Annotated in this window: 14 protein-coding genes; 7 read left to right on the forward strand and 7 right to left on the reverse strand. The window is 41.3% G+C overall.

The window, feature by feature from the left end:
* Both dxs and E1163_RS13435 read left to right on the forward strand, forming a co-directional pair.
* Nucleotides 1–1,908, forward strand: a 1,908-nt coding sequence (gene dxs / locus E1163_RS13430) for a 1-deoxy-D-xylulose-5-phosphate synthase (protein WP_155172613.1), incomplete at its 5' end; no start/stop codon positions are given.
* Between the two features lie 3 nt (nt 1,909–1,911).
* Nucleotides 1,912–2,682 (forward strand): alpha/beta fold hydrolase, encoded by a 771-nt coding sequence (locus tag E1163_RS13435; RefSeq protein WP_155172615.1) that lies wholly within the window; start codon nt 1,912–1,914, stop codon nt 2,680–2,682.
* Here E1163_RS13435 and E1163_RS13440 read toward each other — a convergent pair.
* A complete protein-coding gene (locus tag E1163_RS13440; RefSeq protein ID WP_155172617.1) occupies nt 2,679–2,828 on the reverse strand; it encodes a hypothetical protein in 150 nt (49 codons plus the stop codon). The two genes, E1163_RS13435 and E1163_RS13440, sit on opposite strands and share 4 nt — an antisense overlap.
* Nucleotides 2,829–3,084: 256 nt before the next feature.
* Here E1163_RS13440 and E1163_RS13445 point away from each other — a divergent pair, with 256 nt between their 5' ends.
* Nucleotides 3,085–5,133 (forward strand): S9 family peptidase, encoded by a 2,049-nt coding sequence (locus E1163_RS13445; protein WP_246223659.1) that lies wholly within the window; start codon nt 3,085–3,087, stop codon nt 5,131–5,133.
* A gap of 54 nt (nt 5,134–5,187) precedes the next feature.
* Here E1163_RS13445 and E1163_RS13450 read toward each other — a convergent pair whose 3' ends face one another.
* The 3 genes from E1163_RS13450 to E1163_RS13460 are packed head-to-tail and all read right to left on the reverse strand — an operon-like array spanning nt 5,188 to nt 7,089.
* Entirely contained in the window at nt 5,188–5,772 is a 585-nt protein-coding gene (locus tag E1163_RS13450; RefSeq protein WP_155172621.1) for a hypothetical protein, read from the reverse strand.
* Complete coding sequence (locus tag E1163_RS13455) at nt 5,765–6,259, reverse strand: RNA polymerase sigma factor (RefSeq protein WP_155172623.1); 495 nt, start codon at nt 6,257–6,259, stop codon at nt 5,765–5,767. Before E1163_RS13455 ends, E1163_RS13450 begins: the two co-directional genes overlap by 8 nt.
* Nucleotides 6,259–7,089 (reverse strand): alpha/beta fold hydrolase, encoded by an 831-nt coding sequence (locus tag E1163_RS13460; protein WP_155172625.1) that lies wholly within the window; start codon nt 7,087–7,089, stop codon nt 6,259–6,261. Before E1163_RS13460 ends, E1163_RS13455 begins: the two co-directional genes overlap by 1 nt.
* Nucleotides 7,090–7,391: 302 nt before the next feature.
* On the opposite strand from E1163_RS13460, the gene E1163_RS13465 reads away from it, so the two are divergent.
* The 3 genes from E1163_RS13465 to E1163_RS13475 all read left to right on the forward strand — a co-directional run bounded on the left by E1163_RS13465 (nt 7,392) and on the right by E1163_RS13475 (nt 11,704).
* Nucleotides 7,392–7,616 carry a FeoA family protein gene (locus tag E1163_RS13465; RefSeq protein ID WP_202855696.1) on the forward strand — a complete coding sequence of 75 codons (225 nt, stop codon included), beginning with the start codon at nt 7,392–7,394 and terminating at the stop codon, nt 7,614–7,616.
* Entirely contained in the window at nt 7,617–9,731 is a 2,115-nt protein-coding gene (gene feoB, locus E1163_RS13470; RefSeq protein ID WP_155172626.1) for a ferrous iron transport protein B, read from the forward strand.
* 173 nt (nt 9,732–9,904) lie between these two features.
* Nucleotides 9,905–11,704, forward strand: coding sequence for a MutS-related protein (locus tag E1163_RS13475; RefSeq protein WP_155172628.1), 1,800 nt, complete (start codon nt 9,905–9,907; stop codon nt 11,702–11,704).
* 127 nt (nt 11,705–11,831) lie between these two features.
* Here the strand turns inward: E1163_RS13475 and E1163_RS13480 are convergent, their stop codons facing one another.
* A complete protein-coding gene (locus E1163_RS13480; RefSeq protein WP_155172630.1) occupies nt 11,832–13,811 on the reverse strand; it encodes a TonB-dependent receptor plug domain-containing protein in 1,980 nt (659 codons plus the stop codon).
* A 275-nt stretch (nt 13,812–14,086) separates the two neighbouring features.
* Nucleotides 14,087–14,392, reverse strand: a complete 306-nt coding sequence (locus E1163_RS13485) for a hypothetical protein (protein ID WP_155172632.1) — start codon at nt 14,390–14,392, stop codon at nt 14,087–14,089.
* 633 nt (nt 14,393–15,025) lie between these two features.
* Here E1163_RS13485 and E1163_RS13490 point away from each other — a divergent pair.
* Complete coding sequence (locus E1163_RS13490) at nt 15,026–15,460, forward strand: helix-turn-helix domain-containing protein (protein WP_185156079.1); 435 nt, start codon at nt 15,026–15,028, stop codon at nt 15,458–15,460.
* A gap of 444 nt (nt 15,461–15,904) precedes the next feature.
* Here the strand turns inward: E1163_RS13490 and E1163_RS13495 are convergent.
* The coding region (locus tag E1163_RS13495) for a DEAD/DEAH box helicase (RefSeq protein WP_155172636.1) at nt 15,905–18,351 on the reverse strand (2,447 nt) is incomplete at its 5' end.

Consider the following 18,351-nt stretch of genomic DNA (forward strand, 5'->3'; position numbering starts at 1 on the left):
AAACTTTTAGCCACTGTAAACAACCCTGATGATTTAAAAAAGCTTGATCAGACACAGTTGGTGCAGTTATGTGAAGAACTGCGTAATTTTATTATCGACAATGTTTCTGTCTACGGTGGCCATTTTGGGGCGAGCCTTGGTGTAGTCGAACTTACCGTAGCCTTGCATTATGTCTTTAACACACCCAAAGATCAGCTCGTCTGGGATGTGGGCCATCAGGCTTACGGGCACAAAATACTTACCGGGAGAAGGGATACATTCCACACCAACCGAATGTACAAAGGCATGTCGGGCTTCCCTAAAATGAAGGAAAGCGATTACGATGCTTTTGGCGTGGGCCACTCATCCACTTCTATTTCAGCAGCTTTGGGTATGGCTGTAGCCTCCAAATACAAAGGTGATGAAGAAAAACAGCACATAGCCGTGATCGGCGACGGTGCCATGACAGGCGGACTTGCCTTTGAGGCCATGAACCATGCCGGGGTGTCTAACTCCAACCTCCTGATCATTCTCAATGACAACTGTATGTCCATTGACCCGAATGTTGGGGCATTAAAAGATTATCTGACCGATATCACCACTTCCCACACCTATAATAAAATGAAAGACGAGGTGTGGAATGTATTGGGCAGGATCAGCAAGTTCGGGCCAAATGCCCGTGAGATCATTTCCAAAGTAGAAAATAGCATCAAATCATTTTTGCTTAGCCAAAGCAATATGTTCGAGTCACTTAACCTGAGGTACTTCGGTCCGGTTGACGGCCACGATGTTAACCATCTGGTAAGCGTACTCGATGATCTTAAAGATATTAAAGGGCCAAAGATCCTTCACTGTATCACAAGAAAAGGAAAAGGCTATGGTCCTTCAGAAAATGGCAACCAGACTACCTGGCATGCCCCGGGTAAATTTGATAAGCTGACAGGTGAGATTCGCAAAAAGGTGCATGAAACACCTCAGCCTCCCAAATACCAGGATGTATTCGGCCATACACTTGTAGAGCTGGCCGAAAGCAATGAAAAAATTATGGGGATCACCCCGGCTATGCCTTCGGGTTCATCCATGAACATTATGATGAAGGCCATGCCTGACAGGGCATTTGATGTGGGTATAGCCGAACAGCATGCGGTTACTTTTTCAGCCGGGCTAGCTACACAGGGCATGATCCCGTTCTGCAACATTTACAGCTCTTTTATGCAGAGGGCATATGACCAGGTAATTCATGATGTGTGCATCCAGGACCTGCCGGTAAACTTCTTCCTCGACAGGGCCGGATTCGCAGGGGCCGACGGGCCAACGCACCACGGTGCCTATGATATTGCTTACATGCGCTGCATCCCAAATATGATCGTGGCTGCTCCCATGAACGAATCAGAGCTTAGAAACCTGATGTACACCTCTCAACTGCCCCGCAAAGGGCAGGCCTTCACCATTCGGTACCCACGCGGGCAAGGTGTAATGCCTGAGTGGAGAACCCCTATGGAAGAGGTAAAAATTGGTACAGGCAGAAAAATTAAAGATGGTGAAGAGGTCGCTATTCTTACTATTGGCCACATAGGTAACTATGCCGTTGAGGCTTGTGAAAGCCTGGCCAAAAAAGATCTTAACCCTGCCCACTATGACATGCGCTTTGTGAAGCCCCTGGATGAGGAAATGCTCCATGAAGTGTTTAGCAAATACAACAAGATCATAACTGTTGAAGACGGATGCCTGATGGGTGGCTTCGGAAGTGCCATTTTGGAATTTATGGCAGAAAATAACTACGTAGCGCAGGTAAAAAGACTTGGCATCCCCGATGCAATTGTGGAGCACGGAGAGCAAATAGAGCTTCAAAAAGAGTGCGGTTTTGACCCTGAAGGAATAGAAAAGGCTGTAATTGCCCTTACTGAACCTGCTCTGGCAAAAAGTTGATCTATGGCGATTTCTTTTTCTGAAAAAGGCAGCGGTTATCCTCTTGTATTGCTCCATGGTTTTTGTGAAACAAGTGATATTTGGGCAGGCTTTGTGGATACGCTTGCCAAGCACTACCGGGTGATAACCCCGGACCTTCCCGGCTTCGGTAACAGTCCTTTGCCAGAAGGTAATTTCAGCATTGACGATGTTGCGGAAATGATTTATCAATGGCTTCAAGGCCTGGATATAGACAAAGCAGTAATTATAGGCCACTCCCTGGGCGGATATGTTACTCTGGCATTTGCCCATAAATACCCGGAAGTGTTAAAGGGCATTGGCCTTTTTCATTCCACTGCTTTTGCCGACAATGACGAGAAGAAGGCTTCCAGAAATAAGACCATCGATTTTGTAAAAGATAAAGGCGTTGATGTATTTGCTCGCTCATTTGTACCACAACTGTTTTTCCTCAAAAACAGGACTGCTCTAAAGGAAGATGTGGAAAAAGTGGTAGACACTGCCGCGAAAACAGCGGAAGCCAGCCTTATTGGATATACCAAAGCCATGCGCGACCGGCCGGACCGGACGGATGTACTAAAATCACTTACCGTTCCCGTACTGATAGTAGCAGGAGACAAAGACACTTCTGTGCCTATTGAGGCTATTTACGAGCAAGAACTTATGCCCAAAAAAGCCGTTGTGCATATCTTCGATAATGTCGGCCATATGGGTATGTTTGAAAGTAAAGAACATTCACTGAGGGCCGTTCAGGACTTTGTCGCTTTCTGCATTTAACCACCGCAGCCCAGGTTTTTCTTTAAATTGCGGTTAGGAAGACCCCCATACTGCTGCTCTTCCTGCTCCACTTCCTCTTTTTCTGTATTCTCTTTTGCCTTGGATTCTTCCTTTTCCTTTGCTTCATTTTTCTTTTTATCGCTCATATCTCAGGAGTTTGTGTTTATCCATTCAAATATAAAATTGACCATAGTAAAAAAGTATATATCAGTTTTAACAGTTTTTACTGATCTTGAGTTTATCTAAACCTGGCTATCTAAAGGATATTTAAAATAAAAAGGTTAATGTTTTTTACATAGTGACTCAAACTATTAAACCTATATGAAATTATTACCCTATTACACTCTAGCTCTGCTGATAACCTGTATTTTTACAAGTTGTGAAAAAAAAGAGAAAGAAACGATGAAGAAAGCTCTACCTCCAAAGGCAGAAAAAATTGAAAAACAACTTGTAGCTCACGGGCACACCCGAATAGATAACTATTATTGGCTCAACAACAGGGAAGATCAAAAAGTAATAGACTATCTGGAAGCAGAAAATGCTTATACAGATACACTGATGAAACATACTGAGGGCTTCCAGGAGAAACTTTACAATGAAATTGTAGGGCGTATTAAGCAAACTGATGAGTCAGTACCTTACAGGTCAAACGGGTACTGGTACTATACACGATATGAAGAAGGCCAGGAATATCCTATCTATTGCCGCAAAAAGGAGTCTTTGGACAATGAAGAAGAGGTAATGCTCAACGTTAATGTAATGGCCGAAGGGCATGAGTACTATCACGTAACCGGACTGAACGTAAGCCTTGACAATAACCTCCTGGCCTACGGTGTAGATACCGTAAGCCGAAGGCAGTACACCATTTATGTAAAGAACCTGTCCACAGGCCAGCTTTTGGAGATGTCGATCGACAACACCACCGGAGGCAGCACCTGGGCTAATGATAACAAAACCCTTTTCTACACTAAAAAAGACCCTAATACGCTAAGGTCCAACCAGATATACAAGCACCGCCTGGGAGCCAAAACTGACGATGAAATGGTGTTTGAAGAAGAGGATGATACTTTTTATACCGGTATATACAAAACCAAATCGGACCAGTACCTCATCATCTGGTCCGGAAGCACGCTTACCAACGACTACAGGATACTGAATGCGAATGAGCCAGAGGGAGAGTTCAGGCAGTTTTCTCCCCGGGAAAAAGGACTGGAATACTCCATTGAGCATTACGAGGATAAGTTTTACGTGGTAACTAACCTGGATGCCGTAAACTTCCGGCTGATGGAAACGCCTGTTGAAAAGACCGGTAAAGAAAACTGGAAGGAGGTAATAGCGCATGATCCGGAGGTGTACCTTGAAAATATAGAGGTTTTTAAAAACCACCTGGTGGTTGAAGAGCGTTCCAAAGGGCTTTCTCATTTAAGGATTATCGACCAAAAGACCAAGCAGGAGCACTATCTCGACTTTGGTGAAGAGGCCTACACGGCTTATATTTCTGTTAATCCGGAGTTTAATACCACCCTGCTACGCTATGGGTACACTTCCCTTACAACTCCAAACTCAACCTTTGACTACAATATGGAAACCCGCAAAAAGACACTGCTCAAAGAGCAGGAAGTAGTGGGTGGATATAATAAGGAGGAATATGAAACCAAAAGGCTTTATGCCGAAGCAAGGGATGGTGTGAAGGTGCCCATTTCACTGGTTTACAAAAAGTCGTTGAGAAAAACGGAGGGCAACCCGACACTCCTGTATGGATATGGTTCATATGGTGCAACTATGGACCCTTCTTTCAGCTCCACCCGACTGAGCCTGCTGGATAGAGGTTTTGTGTTTGCCATTGCCCATATACGTGGAAGTCAGATGCTCGGCCGCGAATGGTATGAAGAAGGGAAGATGTTTAAAAAGAAAAACACTTTCAATGATTTTATCGACTGCGCAGAGTACCTTGTAAAGCAAAAATATGTTGATGAGGACAACCTTTTTGCCATGGGTGGTAGTGCCGGTGGTTTGCTAATGGGTGCAGTGGTTAATCTGAGACCCGACCTGTGGAAAGGTGTAGTGGCAGCGGTACCTTTCGTAGACGTAATGACTACCATGCTTGACGAAAGCATTCCTCTAACTACAGGTGAATATGATGAATGGGGCAACCCTAATAATAAAGATTCATACGAGTACATGCTTTCATACTCACCCTATGATAATGTAAAAGCACAGAGCTACCCCAACATGCTGGTAACCACAGGCTTGCACGACTCTCAGGTGCAATACTGGGAACCGGCAAAATGGGTGGCCAAACTTCGCGAGATGAAAACAGACGACAATAAACTTCTGCTAAAAACCAATATGGATGCCGGCCACGGTGGTGCTTCAGGAAGGTTTGAAAAGTTTAAGGAAGTAGCATTGGATTATGCTTTCATTCTTGACCTGGCCGGAGTAAAAGAGTAATTTTCTTAGCCTGTTTAGCCCCGTCAGATCTATAAAGCTGACGGGGCTTTAATATTATTCAAGCTGCGACCTGATATCCATTATTTCCCGCAAAGCAGCCATCTCCTTTTTGATCCCGGTGCTAATAACCAGTGTGAGTATAACCGCTATCCCTACATAGCCTATATCCATTACAATGACCCAGAACTTTGGAAGGTGATCCAAAAACTCGGGAGTGAGGAGGTAAAAACCCAGAGAGTATAGCAGAACAATGGTAATAGTAACCGGTCCGTGTATGCGCTTTCGCCAGGCATAGAACTTTGATGCCTGCAAAGCAGTGGTTTTTGTGTCTACATTAAATTCTATTTGGTCGGCTTTTCTATGGCTGATTAATTCTATAATGATCCTGACTATTAAGCCACCCACCATCAGCACAATACCCAGCCTGCTAATGATTTCCTGCATAGGTGCCACAAAATAAAAAAAGAGGCTAATTCCTATACATACCAAAGTAAGTATGGCAACATTACCCAAGTGAAACTTTTTTGACTTGCCATGGTTCTGTATCGCAAGGCGTTGCATATCTATGGCTGTCATGTCCGCAGATACATCTTGCTTGCTATCTTTCCACGCTGATTTTAGTGATTCAAAACTATCCATGGTTATTCATTAATTCGTTTAATCTCTGCTTTATACGGTGAATCTTCACCCTCAAATTACCTTCTTTAATACCTGTAACGGCCGCAATCTCTTCATACTTCATCTCATCCAGCACAAGCATGATAATGATGCGATCCACATCATTTAGAGCCCCAATAGCTCTATACAATTCTTCATATTTATCCCTTGATTCAGTCTGATGAGGCATGTTTGCATGCTGCTCGTCAATAGCTTGTGCATCAAACTTTTTGTTGTTTCTGATATGCAGCAGGCAAGTGTTTACACAGATGCGGTAGATCCAGGTTTTGGGAGAGGCCTCCTGCCTGAATTTGGGAAGCGCCCGCCAGACCTGAATAAAAACTTCCTGGGTCAGGTCTTTTGCCAGATCTTTATCACCTTTCATGTAGCCCAGGCACAAGGTGTAAACCATGGCCTGGTACTCATTGTAAAAGTGCTGAAATTGCTCCTGATGTTTCGCTGACGACATTATTGAAGAAACGCTGTAATTTGTTGGATTAACCAATCTTTCTGGTCAAACATGATAAAATGCTTACTCCCATCCGCAATCTTAATCTCTTTATGGTTCAGTTTCTCAAATTGATCATTTAAGTTTTTACTTGTAGCTTCTTTGGTTGGAAAATCAGCAGCCAAAATTAATGTCTCAGCAGTAATGCCTGCTATTTCTTCTCTTAAGTCAACTTTGAGCAAGTCAGTATATCCATAGGTGTAAGTTTTACGGTCCGCCGCTTCTATCCATGCAATGAGCTGGTCTACCTTTTCAGGTTGATTGGTCATGGAAGCAGCCATGTATTTAGCATTCTGATGAAAATCTTCTGCATTCATCGCCAGCATTCGCTGGTTGTAGGGGTTGTCATAAGTGATGTCTTCGGCTTTTATATGGGGCATCATAAGCTGCCTTATACAAGGAAGTGCATCAACTAAAACCAGCTTTTCTACCAACTCGGGATGTTCTGCCGCTATATCCATGGCAAGCATGCCGCCCATGCTATGCCCTATGACGATGGCCCTTCCAAGCTTTTGCTCAACCAGGTAAGCTGCCAGATCTTTTTTGATCGTTTCATACCAGGGCATATCTATGGGGTCAATGCCGTTGAACCCTGCATAAGAAACCTGGTGATATTGAAAGTTGGCTCCCAGACCTTCGACCGTTTCATCCCAAATCTCGCCGGGGCAGGTAAATCCCGGCAGAAGTAATACCGGACTGCCATTTCCACTTTTTTCTACCTGAAATGATTTTTGTGCATAAGTGATGAATGTAACCAAGACTGCTGCCACTATTAAGATTAATTTTTTCATGATGTATCCGTTTTATTTATTGCTTGGATACAATTGTTTTGAGATTGTTACAGTGCAGGGGAAATTTTTTTAACTTATGAGTATCCTAGTGCTAATATTTACTGTCATTCCATTTTAAGCATTACTATTTATTAGCAAGGGAGTTTATTAAATTACCCAAATGCAGTTTCCATTAACACTTACAATAAACCTATGACAAAAATCAGCCAAAGAAGTGATTTGTTTTTAAACCAATTCTTTGGGAATAACGTCTTTAGAGTATATCTTCGCAGTAGTTTATAATTAATCTAAATAAAGAGTACGTGAATTTAAGAAGTGTAGCAGATTTAACCCCTGGCGAAAGCGGTATTATCAACGGATTCATGGACGACACCCTTTCTTTAAAACTTTTGGAAATGGGATGCCTTCCCGGCCAACCTATAAAATTTAATTTTGCAGCACCGCTGGGCGATCCCATTTGCGTGAGTGTGGCAGGATATAACCTTTCTTTAAGGCTGGACGAGGCGATCACTATTTCCATTCAATAAATGTCAAAAAGTGATATCCCAAAAATTGCGCTGGTTGGGAATCCAAATTCCGGTAAATCTTCCCTTTTCAACCATTTAACTGGCCTAAATCAAAAAATAGGCAACTTCCCCGGCGTAACAGTCGACAAAAAGACCGGATACTGCAAGCTTGATGATCATACCAAAGCAGAGATCGTCGACCTTCCCGGTACTTACAGTATCTACCCTAACTCTACAGACGAAAAAATTGTATACGACATATTAGGAAACAAAGCCGACCCGCTTCATCCTGATATTGTAGTTGTTATTGTTGATGCCTCTAACTTCAAGCGTAATCTTTTACTTTTCACGCAGATCCACGACCTCAACATTCCATGTATACTCGTCCTGAATATGATGGACATTGTGGAAAAAACAGGTTTGGCCATCGATGCTCATAAACTCTCAGCAGAGCTGGGCGTACCGGTGATCCCGATGAAGGCAAGAAAGGGGCAAGGAATTGACGTTCTTAAAAAAGCACTTCTGGAAAACCTGGAGCAGGATTTCCGTCCCATATTTAATGCACATGACCTGGCTCCGGAAGCCATAGATGCGGTAAAAGAAACTTTTTCGGTCAACGACGATTATGTAGCGTATCAAATGCTGCAGCAATATCGTATCAACTCTTCCCTTACAGAAAATGAGAAGAACCTGATCGCTGACATTGCAGAAAAGCACCAGTTTAACCGCGATGACCTCAGAAGAAAAGAAACTCTCGAAAGGTATGCTGCTATCAATCATTTTATTGATGGTGCTGTAAAAGAGACTTTCGCTCAGCTCCCTAAACGCTGGACTCAAAAGCTGGACAGGGTCTTTACTCATAAGATCTGGGGCTACCTGATATTCTTATCTATCCTGTTTTTAATTTTTCAATCCATCTTTGCCTGGGCCACAGTGCCGATGGATTTCATAGACCTTACTTTTTCTGAGTTAAGCATCTTCCTTAAATCGCAATTACCGGAAGGAGCGCTTACTGGCCTTCTCACCGAAGGCATTATTCCCGGCATTGGTGGTATTGTTATTTTCATACCTCAGATCGCCATACTCTTTGCCTTTATATCCATTCTGGAAGAAACCGGCTATATGTCGCGTGTGGTTTTCCTTATGGACAAAATCATGAGGAAGTTCGGTCTTAACGGCAAAAGCGTAGTGCCACTCATCTCGGGTGTAGCATGTGCCATTCCTGCTATTATGGCCACCCGAACCATTGAAAACTGGAAAGAACGCCTTATCACCATCTTCGTTACTCCTTTGATGAGTTGCTCGGCCAGGCTTCCGGTGTACACTATTTTGATCGCTCTTATTATACCCGAAAAAACCATTGGAGGCGTGTTCAACCTGCAAGGTCTGGCGCTCATGGGCATGTATTTGTTGGGTTTTGTAGCAGCCATTGTGTCTGCGCTGATCATGAAGCTGATACTAAAGACCAGGGAGAGAAGCTTTCTGGTAATGGAATTACCAACTTATAAAATGCCACGATGGAAAAACGTTGGGCTTACCATGTATGAGAAGTCCAAAACCTTCGTGTTTGAAGCTGGTAAAATCATTTTGGCAATCTCAATCGTGCTTTGGGTGCTTGCTTCCTACGGACCGGGAGACAAACTGGAGCGTGCAGAAGAAATTGTTGCCCAGACTTACAGCCAGGAAAATCTTACGCAGGAGCAACTGGAGAATAAAGTTGAGTCTTTTAAACTGGAAAATTCATATGCCGGAATATTCGGCAAAGCCATAGAGCCTGCTATCAAACCTTTGGGCTACGACTGGAAAATAGGTATAGCGCTGATCACCTCGTTTGCTGCGCGGGAAGTATTTGTAGGCACGATGGCTACGATATACAGCATTGGCAATGTAGAAGACGAAAGCACTATAAAAAGTCGCATGCGCAATGAAATAAATCCGGAAACAGGCAAAAAGCGATATGATTTTGCCACAGGGCTTTCGCTATTGGTATTCTATGCTTTTGCAATGCAATGTATGAGTACTATGGCCATCGTCTACCGGGAAACCAAAGGATGGAAATGGCCTATGCTCCAACTGGGTTATATGACAGCCCTTGCATACATCTGCGCCCTGGTTATCTATCAGACTTTGTCTTAACGTTTAAGCTTTTTGCATCATTCGGCATCTCCCACAGCGGAAGATCGGTTGCATCACTTAAAGTTTTCTTATTATCTCCGATAACACTGTAAGTTTTTGAAGAGTTAAATTACTAATATGCTCAGACCACGGTCTGCCAGAAAGTATATTTGCACTAATAAAAATTAACCGATTTGGATCCCATCAATATTTTCAAAGAGAGAAAAGCCCGTTTTGAGCAGTCGTTTGTAACGTTAAACAGAGACTACAATACAATAGCTGCTATCCGGGTCAGCCTGTTCATTTTAGCCATAGTGCTCATTGTAGTATTTGCCAACATCCGGGATGGTTTGGGCATCGGTGTTACTATCCTTGTTTTTCCCATTATTTTTGGTCTAATCGTAAGAAAGCACAACAAAATTGCCGAAAGCCGTGACCTGGCCAGGTTTTCTGCCCTGGTAAACCAACAGGAAAACGACCGGCTTGGAAACCGGATGACATCTCTGGATCAAGGTGATCGTTTTAAAAACAAAAAGCATCCCTACCTCCACGATCTGGATATATTTGGGCATAACTCCATTTATCAACTCGTGAGTCGTGCAGTAACCCCTTCGGGGCAGGCTCTGGTAGCAGAGTGGCTCTCCAAACCGGCATTGAAGCGCGATATTGTGCTCAGGCAGGAAGCGGTCAGGGAAATGGCTCCTATGCTTGACTGGAGACAGGCATTTCAGGCTTCCGGCATGCAGGACAAGGAAGAGGAAAATAATTTTCATTTGCTGCTGGAATGGATTAATGAACCTAACAGGGTTTTGGATAAGGTGGTATACAGGCTATTGGCCTACCTGCTGCCTGTGATAACAATCACCTTCATTTTGCTGAATATTTATGCCGGCTTAAGTATTTATTTCACAATAGGTCTGTTGGTGGTAAATGGAGTTATTTTGAAAAAGTTTGCTGAATATGTAGAAAACATCACTGAAAAAACCTTTAAAAGCCTGAAAACATTGCGATCATACGGCAGGATGATCAGTTTTATTGAAACTGCAGAATTCAAAAGCGAGCGCCTGAATTTTTTGCAGAGTGTATTTGTCCATGCTGACCATAATGCTTCGGATTCGATATTGAAACTTCAAAAGATACTGGACTACCTGCAGGCACGATCTAACATGTTTTACCTCTTCTTCAATTTCGGGCTTCTGTTTGACCTTCACCTGGTTTTTAAGGCAGAGAAATGGAAGCAGCAGCAAAAAGCTGATGTCAACCAGTGGTTTGACCATATCGGAGAGTTTGAAGCCATTAACAGCCTTGCAGGATTTGCCTACGCTAACCCTGAATACAGCATGCCGGACATCAGTGAAACGGATTATGTTTTTGAAGCGGAAGAGATGGGTCATCCGCTCATTCCAAAAGCCGAGCGGGTTTCCAATACCATTGAAATGCGGGGTAAAGGTACGGTCAACATCATTACAGGGTCCAACATGTCAGGTAAAAGTACTTTTTTGCGTACGGTTGGAGTAAATATAGCTTTAGCCCTGGCCGGTGGGCCGGTTTGTGCCAGAGCACTCACAGTATCACGTTTGCAGGTATTTACCAGCATGCGCACAGAGGATAATCTTGAAGAGCATGTATCTTCTTTTTACGCGGAACTACGCAGGATACGAATGCTTCTGGACATGCTTGAAAAAGATGAAGTACCCGTGTTGTATATGCTTGATGAAATATTGAAGGGCACTAATTCCAAAGACCGCCATGCCGGGGCTGCGGCACTGATTCGCCAGATATCGGTTACCAACTCTATGGGCTTTGTTTCTACCCATGACCTTGAGCTGGGACAGTTAACCGATGAGCTTTCAAACCTCAAAAACTACAGCTTCAACAGCATTGTAGAAGGTGATGAAATTATTTTTAATTATACCCTCGAAGAGGGTATTTGCCATAGCCTTAATGCGAGTAAATTGATGGAAAATATCGGCATCAAAATGGAGAAAGCCTGAGCACTGCAAAATTCTTTTTAGCCCGATCAATACTTTGCCCTTACAAACACATTTGAAGCATTAATTTGAATGGGGTGTTCAGAAAAAGCAGGCCCCCGTTCCTGTGGTTACGGGAGCCTTACCTCTGTTATAGTACTAATTTCAATCCTATTGCCGCAACCCTGCCACGGTTAACAACACCCACATCAGAAAGCGTGGTCGGTGTGCGGTACAGTTCATCGGCGATATTGCTTACCCTGCCAAATACCGTCAGGTTGTCAACCGTCATGCTTAGTTTTGTATTGACCACAGTATAACTACTTTGGTCTGATATCTCTTTGATCTCCCCGTGGTATATGCCGTTAACATTGAGGTTAAAGAGCCCAAACCTGTAGTTCAACCTGGCTGACACCATATTTTCCGGCATGTATGTGAAGTCGTCCATTAAGTGCGTATAAGTAGCAGTAAAGGACAATGACTCCACGGGCTTTAAAATGGCCGCAACCTCAATACCCGAGGTATTTACGTCCTCCTCAAGGTTATAAAAAGAAGGAACACCCAATGGATTATTCGGTGCATCTACGGGGGGCGCCGCAGGATTGAGGAAAATCAGGTTTTTGATGGTGTTGTGAAAATAGGTAACTGTAGCAGAAAACTTTGATAAATTTTGGATGTACGCCAGCTCAAAGGTCTGTATCTCCTCAGCTTCAAGTTCAGTATTCCCATAATCAACAGGATTGTACTGATCATGCAACTCGAGATAATTAGGAGCCCGGAATGCCTGTCCGTACATGGCCTTAAGGGTAGATTTGAATGGTGTATTGTAGACAATAGCGCCTCTGGGGTTGATACTCGAACCGAAGTCGTTATAGCTATCCAACCTGGCTCCAAAGGTCACTCTCAGATTGTCGTTGATAATATGACGATCCTGAACGAAAACCCCTAAAATATTTCTTTTATCATCGGTATTGTTAAATGGTAAGTAATACTCTCTTATACCACCAAAATACTCAAACGTCAGATAGTCGTGTGTAGCAAGGGAAACCGCACGGCTGATCCCTGCCTGTTCATACGAAAATCCTGCCAGTAATTCATTTTTTTCACTGATAGTATAAGTAGCATCAGTACTAAAGTTAAAAGCCGTGCTTTTCATATAAGGGCCGGCAAAGAAGTCCTCTGTCATACCATCAAATCCGGTGGGAAGTATAACGGCTTTGGCTTTCCAGTTTTCCACTCTGTAACCTGTTTTAATATTGAAATGCAAATTTTCAGCAGCAGTAAGCTGATAACTTAGGTTTGCCATAGTCTGCGAAGTCTGTTCATTGTTGTTAAAATCAGAAACGCCACCAAAACCGTAAAAACCTTTAAATTCACGTTCATGATGTCTGGCCTCAAGCTTCAGGTCTTGCCATTTGAGTCCTACAGAGATGTCAACACCCTGCTCAGGGTCTGTCATATTACTCCGGTAACCTAAAAGGTCTTCAAAGTCATCAAACTCATAGCCATCATTAGCAAAACCTTTTATGAAGCCATTGACCTCTACCTCCCGAACTTTGGCTGAAAAGTTACCGGCTGCCGATATGCCCTGAAAACTACCGTAGGAAAGTGTAATGTCATTGATATTTTCTTTTGTAACAATATTCACGACCCCCAAAAAAGCATTGGAACCATACAATGATGAGCCAGGACCACGGATTACCTCTATTTGTTTAATATTTTCAACAGGGATCAATCTGTTGATAATGGAGACTCCACCTGTATACAGGTCATTGATCCGGTGGCCATTGACAAGGAACAGAACGGATTCCGAAAGGGCAGTGCTTCTTCCTCTTGAACCTATTCTGAAGGCTTTTCCCTGCTCAATATCCAGCCCGGTAAAATAACCCGGTACAAAGTTAAGCAGCTCCTCAACGGAGGTAACTCCCGTACGCTCTATCTCGGAAGCTGTAAAAACATATACCGAAGACGGAGAGTTGATAACGGATTCACTGCCTTTGGAGGCAACAGAAATTTCCATGTTCATGAGATCTTCAAGACTCATTTCGAAGTATTCCTCGTCCTGGGAATATAGCGGATTGCTAAAGAACACGACTAGCAAGCAAAAATAAATGGGGTAGTTTAGCTTCATAATCAAGAAGTTTAGTTAAAAAAAGAGTTCAAGACGTTGGTTTTGGAAAAAAATTTAGAGTCCAAAAACAGAAGAAAGTCTGTAAATGCAGAGCCCAGTGTCTTATAAGTTATGTATTTTCTTTAACTAATTCAAGTTGATGACGATAAAAGAAGGAGATTTGGGTAGCACACTTTAGTGGCTAAGAATATATTAAGTGCAGAGCATTTGAAAGACTCTGCACTAAATAGACAGGACTGAATATTGAGCTAATCTGACCTCAAAGTTTTCCCTGGTCAATTCTCGGGAATATTGACAGGGTCTTTCAGGATCATGAGACTTACAATTTCCCTGTAGCGCTTTAGCCGCTGCACCTGACCGTAAAGGGAATAATACAGGTGTGCAAACTCCCGCTCATATTCATCCTTAAACTGGGTCTTTTTCATTAGTTCGAGTAGCTCCTTTTCATAGATGAGATGAGCAAATTCCATATTATCCTGTTCGTAATGCACAATCAGATCGCCGGCACTGGCGATCAGGTTGTCGAGTCCATTGAGGAGTTCGGTGTACTTTTTCTTAGAAGTTTCCCACGTAGTACTCATATTATAGCTTTGTTAAATTACCGGGGCATCATGGCCCATAGTATAGTGGATGAACCTAAGCAGATGTAAACAAGGTTTTTGGTGGGGCGTTCCTTGTATCATCGCGGGGAGATATTAATATACCTCCCCTTGACGATAATCAACCTAAACCCAATCGGCGGGTATTTTTATATGGCTCAGGCATTTATATACTTATTCGTATTCTATTCGTTAAATAGAATTCAAATAAACGATATAAAGTATAATAAAACAATAGTATGTAAGATTATTAGCTTTATTTAATCAAACTACCGGCTAATTATATGACTGGCAGCTTCTACCGAAACAAGCACTGTTCCGATCGACGTAATATATTTGCCTTCGAAACACTTTTTATATCAGACCTTCTCTCCTGTCCTTTATCTATACCACCTTTGAAATACCATTTAAACCAGTCAGATAAATTTATGCCTTCCTTTTGCCCACAGTTATTATGTTTCCTTATCTTTAAGAGTTGAGGAGGTTTCAGAAGTTCTTTAAAGCCATGTTGCATTAAATGGGAATATTTAAGTTTAAGTATTCCATGTGTATTGGTTAAAAGCTTTTGATACAGTCTCATCGTTATTATATTTGCCCCATAAACAAAAATTTGCATTGGCATATACCGGTAATAAGATAGCTTACTTCCGCAAGAAGAATGGATATACCCAGGAAGATATCCGTCAGGAAGTATACAGACACACAGGTAAAAAATTCAGACAAGGCACTATCTCTTCGTGGGAGAATGGCAAAACAGCACCAGACATGGATATTCTCAGTGTGCTGGCCTCCATTTTGCGCGTAAGTGTCGATGACCTTTACGATAAACCTGAGCCTAAAAATGAGGACATCATGACAGCCGACCTCATCAGTTATAAAGAAGGTCTGTCGAGAGCACAGGAGCTTTTTGCGAAACAAAAGACAGAACAGGCATTTCACCAACTGGAAGAACTCTGCGCAGAAATGCTCAAAAAGATGAACTCCATATCGGGTACTTATGAAAAAGCCCAGGCTCAGTTGAGAGCCGTACGAGAAATTACAAGGCTGTAATACCACGTGTTTACCATTTAAGTACTTGTCTGATCCGGTATATTTTACGACCGGCAATAAACAGTATTACCCCCTGCAGCTATTATGAGCATCAAAAGTGCCATTACCGCATAGCGGGAAGGGGGAAATGCCGAACTTTTTTATAGATGATTTAGCTGCAATTACGGCTTTTGAAAATTGGAATAGTAAAATTTTAACCTGACGGATGGGTATATGAAAAATTTCAAAGCGATTCCCTAACAAACCGTTACAAAGTTTATTAAATGTACCGCCCTTAAATATTAGCACTTTCCGCCAAATGTTTTATATACCGTGTTGTGTTTTCGTGCTTTATTTCCACTGTCAGTCCGTGCGTTTGGGCAGCCATACTCTTTGACAAGTTTTGGTTTGAGCGCTGGCTCTTTTGTGCGACTTGGCAATATGTATGGATGTGAAGGGATGGCATTAGTTAAATTTTACATACGGGTTTTTACAATTCATTTTCCAAACTTCCTCTTCTTCAACATAGTCAAAGTATATTCCATTTAGTTTATTAACCTCAGAAAAGTCAATATTAGAATCTTCATTAATTTTCTCTATAACATTAAAATCAGGGCTAAATAGATATTGTTCTTCATTAATTAATCTTGCAATTAGACGTTTTGTGTTTTGATGCACATTGCCAAAAGTAAAATTCGGGACTTTCTTAATTTTTTGAAATTCTCTTTTCGAAAACCGTACTAATAAATCAATCCAAGAAGCTGCAATTTCAGAAACTTGTTCTTTGTAAAATGCAGAATGTCTTATCAAGTCTGTTTTATATGTTTTAATACTTTTTTCCCAAAGTTCATCGTCAAAAAGACTAGAAATTTCTAAAGCAGATGACCTTGAACGAATACCTGCTTGATAAATTTTTACAGATGTTATTACTGGTAATCCTAGTTCTACCAGAATTGCTAATTCTTCAATAACTTCAGATTCTTCAATTAAATTTCGTTTTATTAGTTTCTTTGATATTCCATTTAATACCCATGGGAGGTTAAAAGAATAATGCTTTGTTATTATGTCAATGGCATTCTCTAGATGCGTGATTTCAGACATTGGAATACCGCTCAACCACATTTCTCTAATATCCTTTTTATCTGCACTCTGCAAATATTCTTCCTTTAAAGCATTGATTTCATTAATTATATTTTCAATGTTTTCAAGTAACAATATTCTATTTTCCAATGTTTTGGCATCAATAATGTATGATTGAATAAATGCTATTATGTCATCAAGTTTTTCTTCAATTTGTAAATCGGAATTAATAGGTATACCTGATGTCACAACTTTTTCCCAATCATTTTTCTCTTCACCGACCTTTCTTGTAATCCCCTTTATTCGTGCCTTAACAAACTCTATTACTTCATCACCTGTAATGTCTTCATAGTTATTTGCTTGTATATAAGCTAAGGATTTCACAAAATATTCCTCAACCCAAGAAACGTCATTACCATCAATGTTATTAGAATTATGTAGAGCTAATAAACCATCATCAATCCAATCAAGAAGAGCATCTATTTCTTCCGATTTTTCATGAATTTCACTAAATCTATTCTCAGCAAGTAGTTCAATAAGGTTTTCGAATGATACCCCATTTTGTAAAGCCAAGTTTTTCAATACTCTTATAAGTTGCAAGCAACCACTTTTTGCTTTATCAATATTGTCTTTATCCAAATATTCTAGGATATTATTCCTATCCCATTGCCTTCTTCTACTATCCTTATTTACTATATCTTGGATAACTAAAACTTTTCCCTCATGGTCAACAAAGGCTCTACCTGCTCTCCCCGCAATATTCCAGAAATCCCGTTTAGTGATGGGTATAGATTTTTGCGTAGTTGGATTAAAACCTTGAGTTAAAGTTGAAAAGATTACTGTGGAAACTCCAAGGTTTACTCCTTGACCTAGAGTTGATGTAGCAATTATAACTTTAGGTTTTTCGCTCCTCATTAAACGTTCAAGTGGTAACCTAACATCAGCTAACAAATCAGCATTATGACAGAATACACCCATTTTGGCGAATTTCAACCATTCAGAATCAGCACCATAAGATTCAGTGCATGCTAGTTCAAAAGCACGCCAATTACTTTGGTTCTTAATCTCAAAATCAAGGTCTCCAGGGTTAATGCACTTTTCGTATTCTCTTGCTAAAGCAAAAACTGATTTTTTAATACCTGCAAAAATTAAAACAGGGCCAAAGTTTCTTAATTTATATGCTGTTGCAGCGACTGCTTGATTTTTATTTTCTGGAAAATAACGTGGTTTTCTTTGCCTTGGTTTCCAAGGTAGCTCTTCCTGAATAATAAAGTTAGGGTTAAATGAATTTCGTTCGGTATCAGTACTTCTCCAATTCAAATCGACGGAGTTCCCATTCCACTCCATTATTCCAATCCTCTCATCCGATGGACGCCAATTCTCCTTGTATACATTATCAGGTGAATTTGTTAACCAATCTGACAACTCTTCTGCATTGGGTAAAACAGCAGATAGTAATAAAAATTTCCCATCGTTACCTTTGACATGATATTTAAGTTCTTCATAAAACATCTCATTAACAATAAGCCTTTTGTCAGCTCCAAACAAATGTCCTTCATCAACTATTACTAGTTTTAAGCTGGCAAGTATTTCTGAATTACTTCTTAATAAGGCTTTTGCTTTTTCAGGAGTAGCAACAATAACGGAGGATTCATCAATAATTTTTTCGTCTAGTTTGCTAAATAAACTTCCTCCATACAAATGAGAAATTGAGATGTCCAAATTGTTAAATATCTCATCTAATGAGTTTTCTATTTCATATGCTAATGACCTGTACGGAGCAACGAACAACACTTTTGCATTTGGATTATTTGATATGCAATTTAAAATAG

Source organism: Fulvivirga kasyanovii, assembly GCF_009711405.1.
Classification (GTDB): Bacteria; Bacteroidota; Bacteroidia; order Cytophagales; family Cyclobacteriaceae; genus Fulvivirga; species Fulvivirga kasyanovii.

Coding starts and splice junctions, on each gene's coding strand:
- E1163_RS13435 (WP_155172615.1), top strand. CDS start 1,912: ATGGCGATTTCTTTTTCTGAAAAAGGCAGCGGTTATCCTCTTGTATTG.
- E1163_RS13440 (WP_155172617.1), bottom strand. CDS start 2,828: ATGAGCGATAAAAAGAAAAATGAAGCAAAGGAAAAGGAAGAATCCAAG.
- E1163_RS13445 (WP_246223659.1), top strand. CDS start 3,085: ATGAAGAAAGCTCTACCTCCAAAGGCAGAAAAAATTGAAAAACAACTT.
- E1163_RS13450 (WP_155172621.1), bottom strand. CDS start 5,772: ATGGATAGTTTTGAATCACTAAAATCAGCGTGGAAAGATAGCAAGCAA.
- E1163_RS13455 (WP_155172623.1), bottom strand. CDS start 6,259: ATGTCGTCAGCGAAACATCAGGAGCAATTTCAGCACTTTTACAATGAG.
- E1163_RS13460 (WP_155172625.1), bottom strand. CDS start 7,089: ATGAAAAAATTAATCTTAATAGTGGCAGCAGTCTTGGTTACATTCATC.
- feoB (WP_155172626.1), top strand. CDS start 7,617: ATGTCAAAAAGTGATATCCCAAAAATTGCGCTGGTTGGGAATCCAAAT.
- E1163_RS13480 (WP_155172630.1), bottom strand. CDS start 13,811: ATGAAGCTAAACTACCCCATTTATTTTTGCTTGCTAGTCGTGTTCTTT.
- E1163_RS13485 (WP_155172632.1), bottom strand. CDS start 14,392: ATGAGTACTACGTGGGAAACTTCTAAGAAAAAGTACACCGAACTCCTC.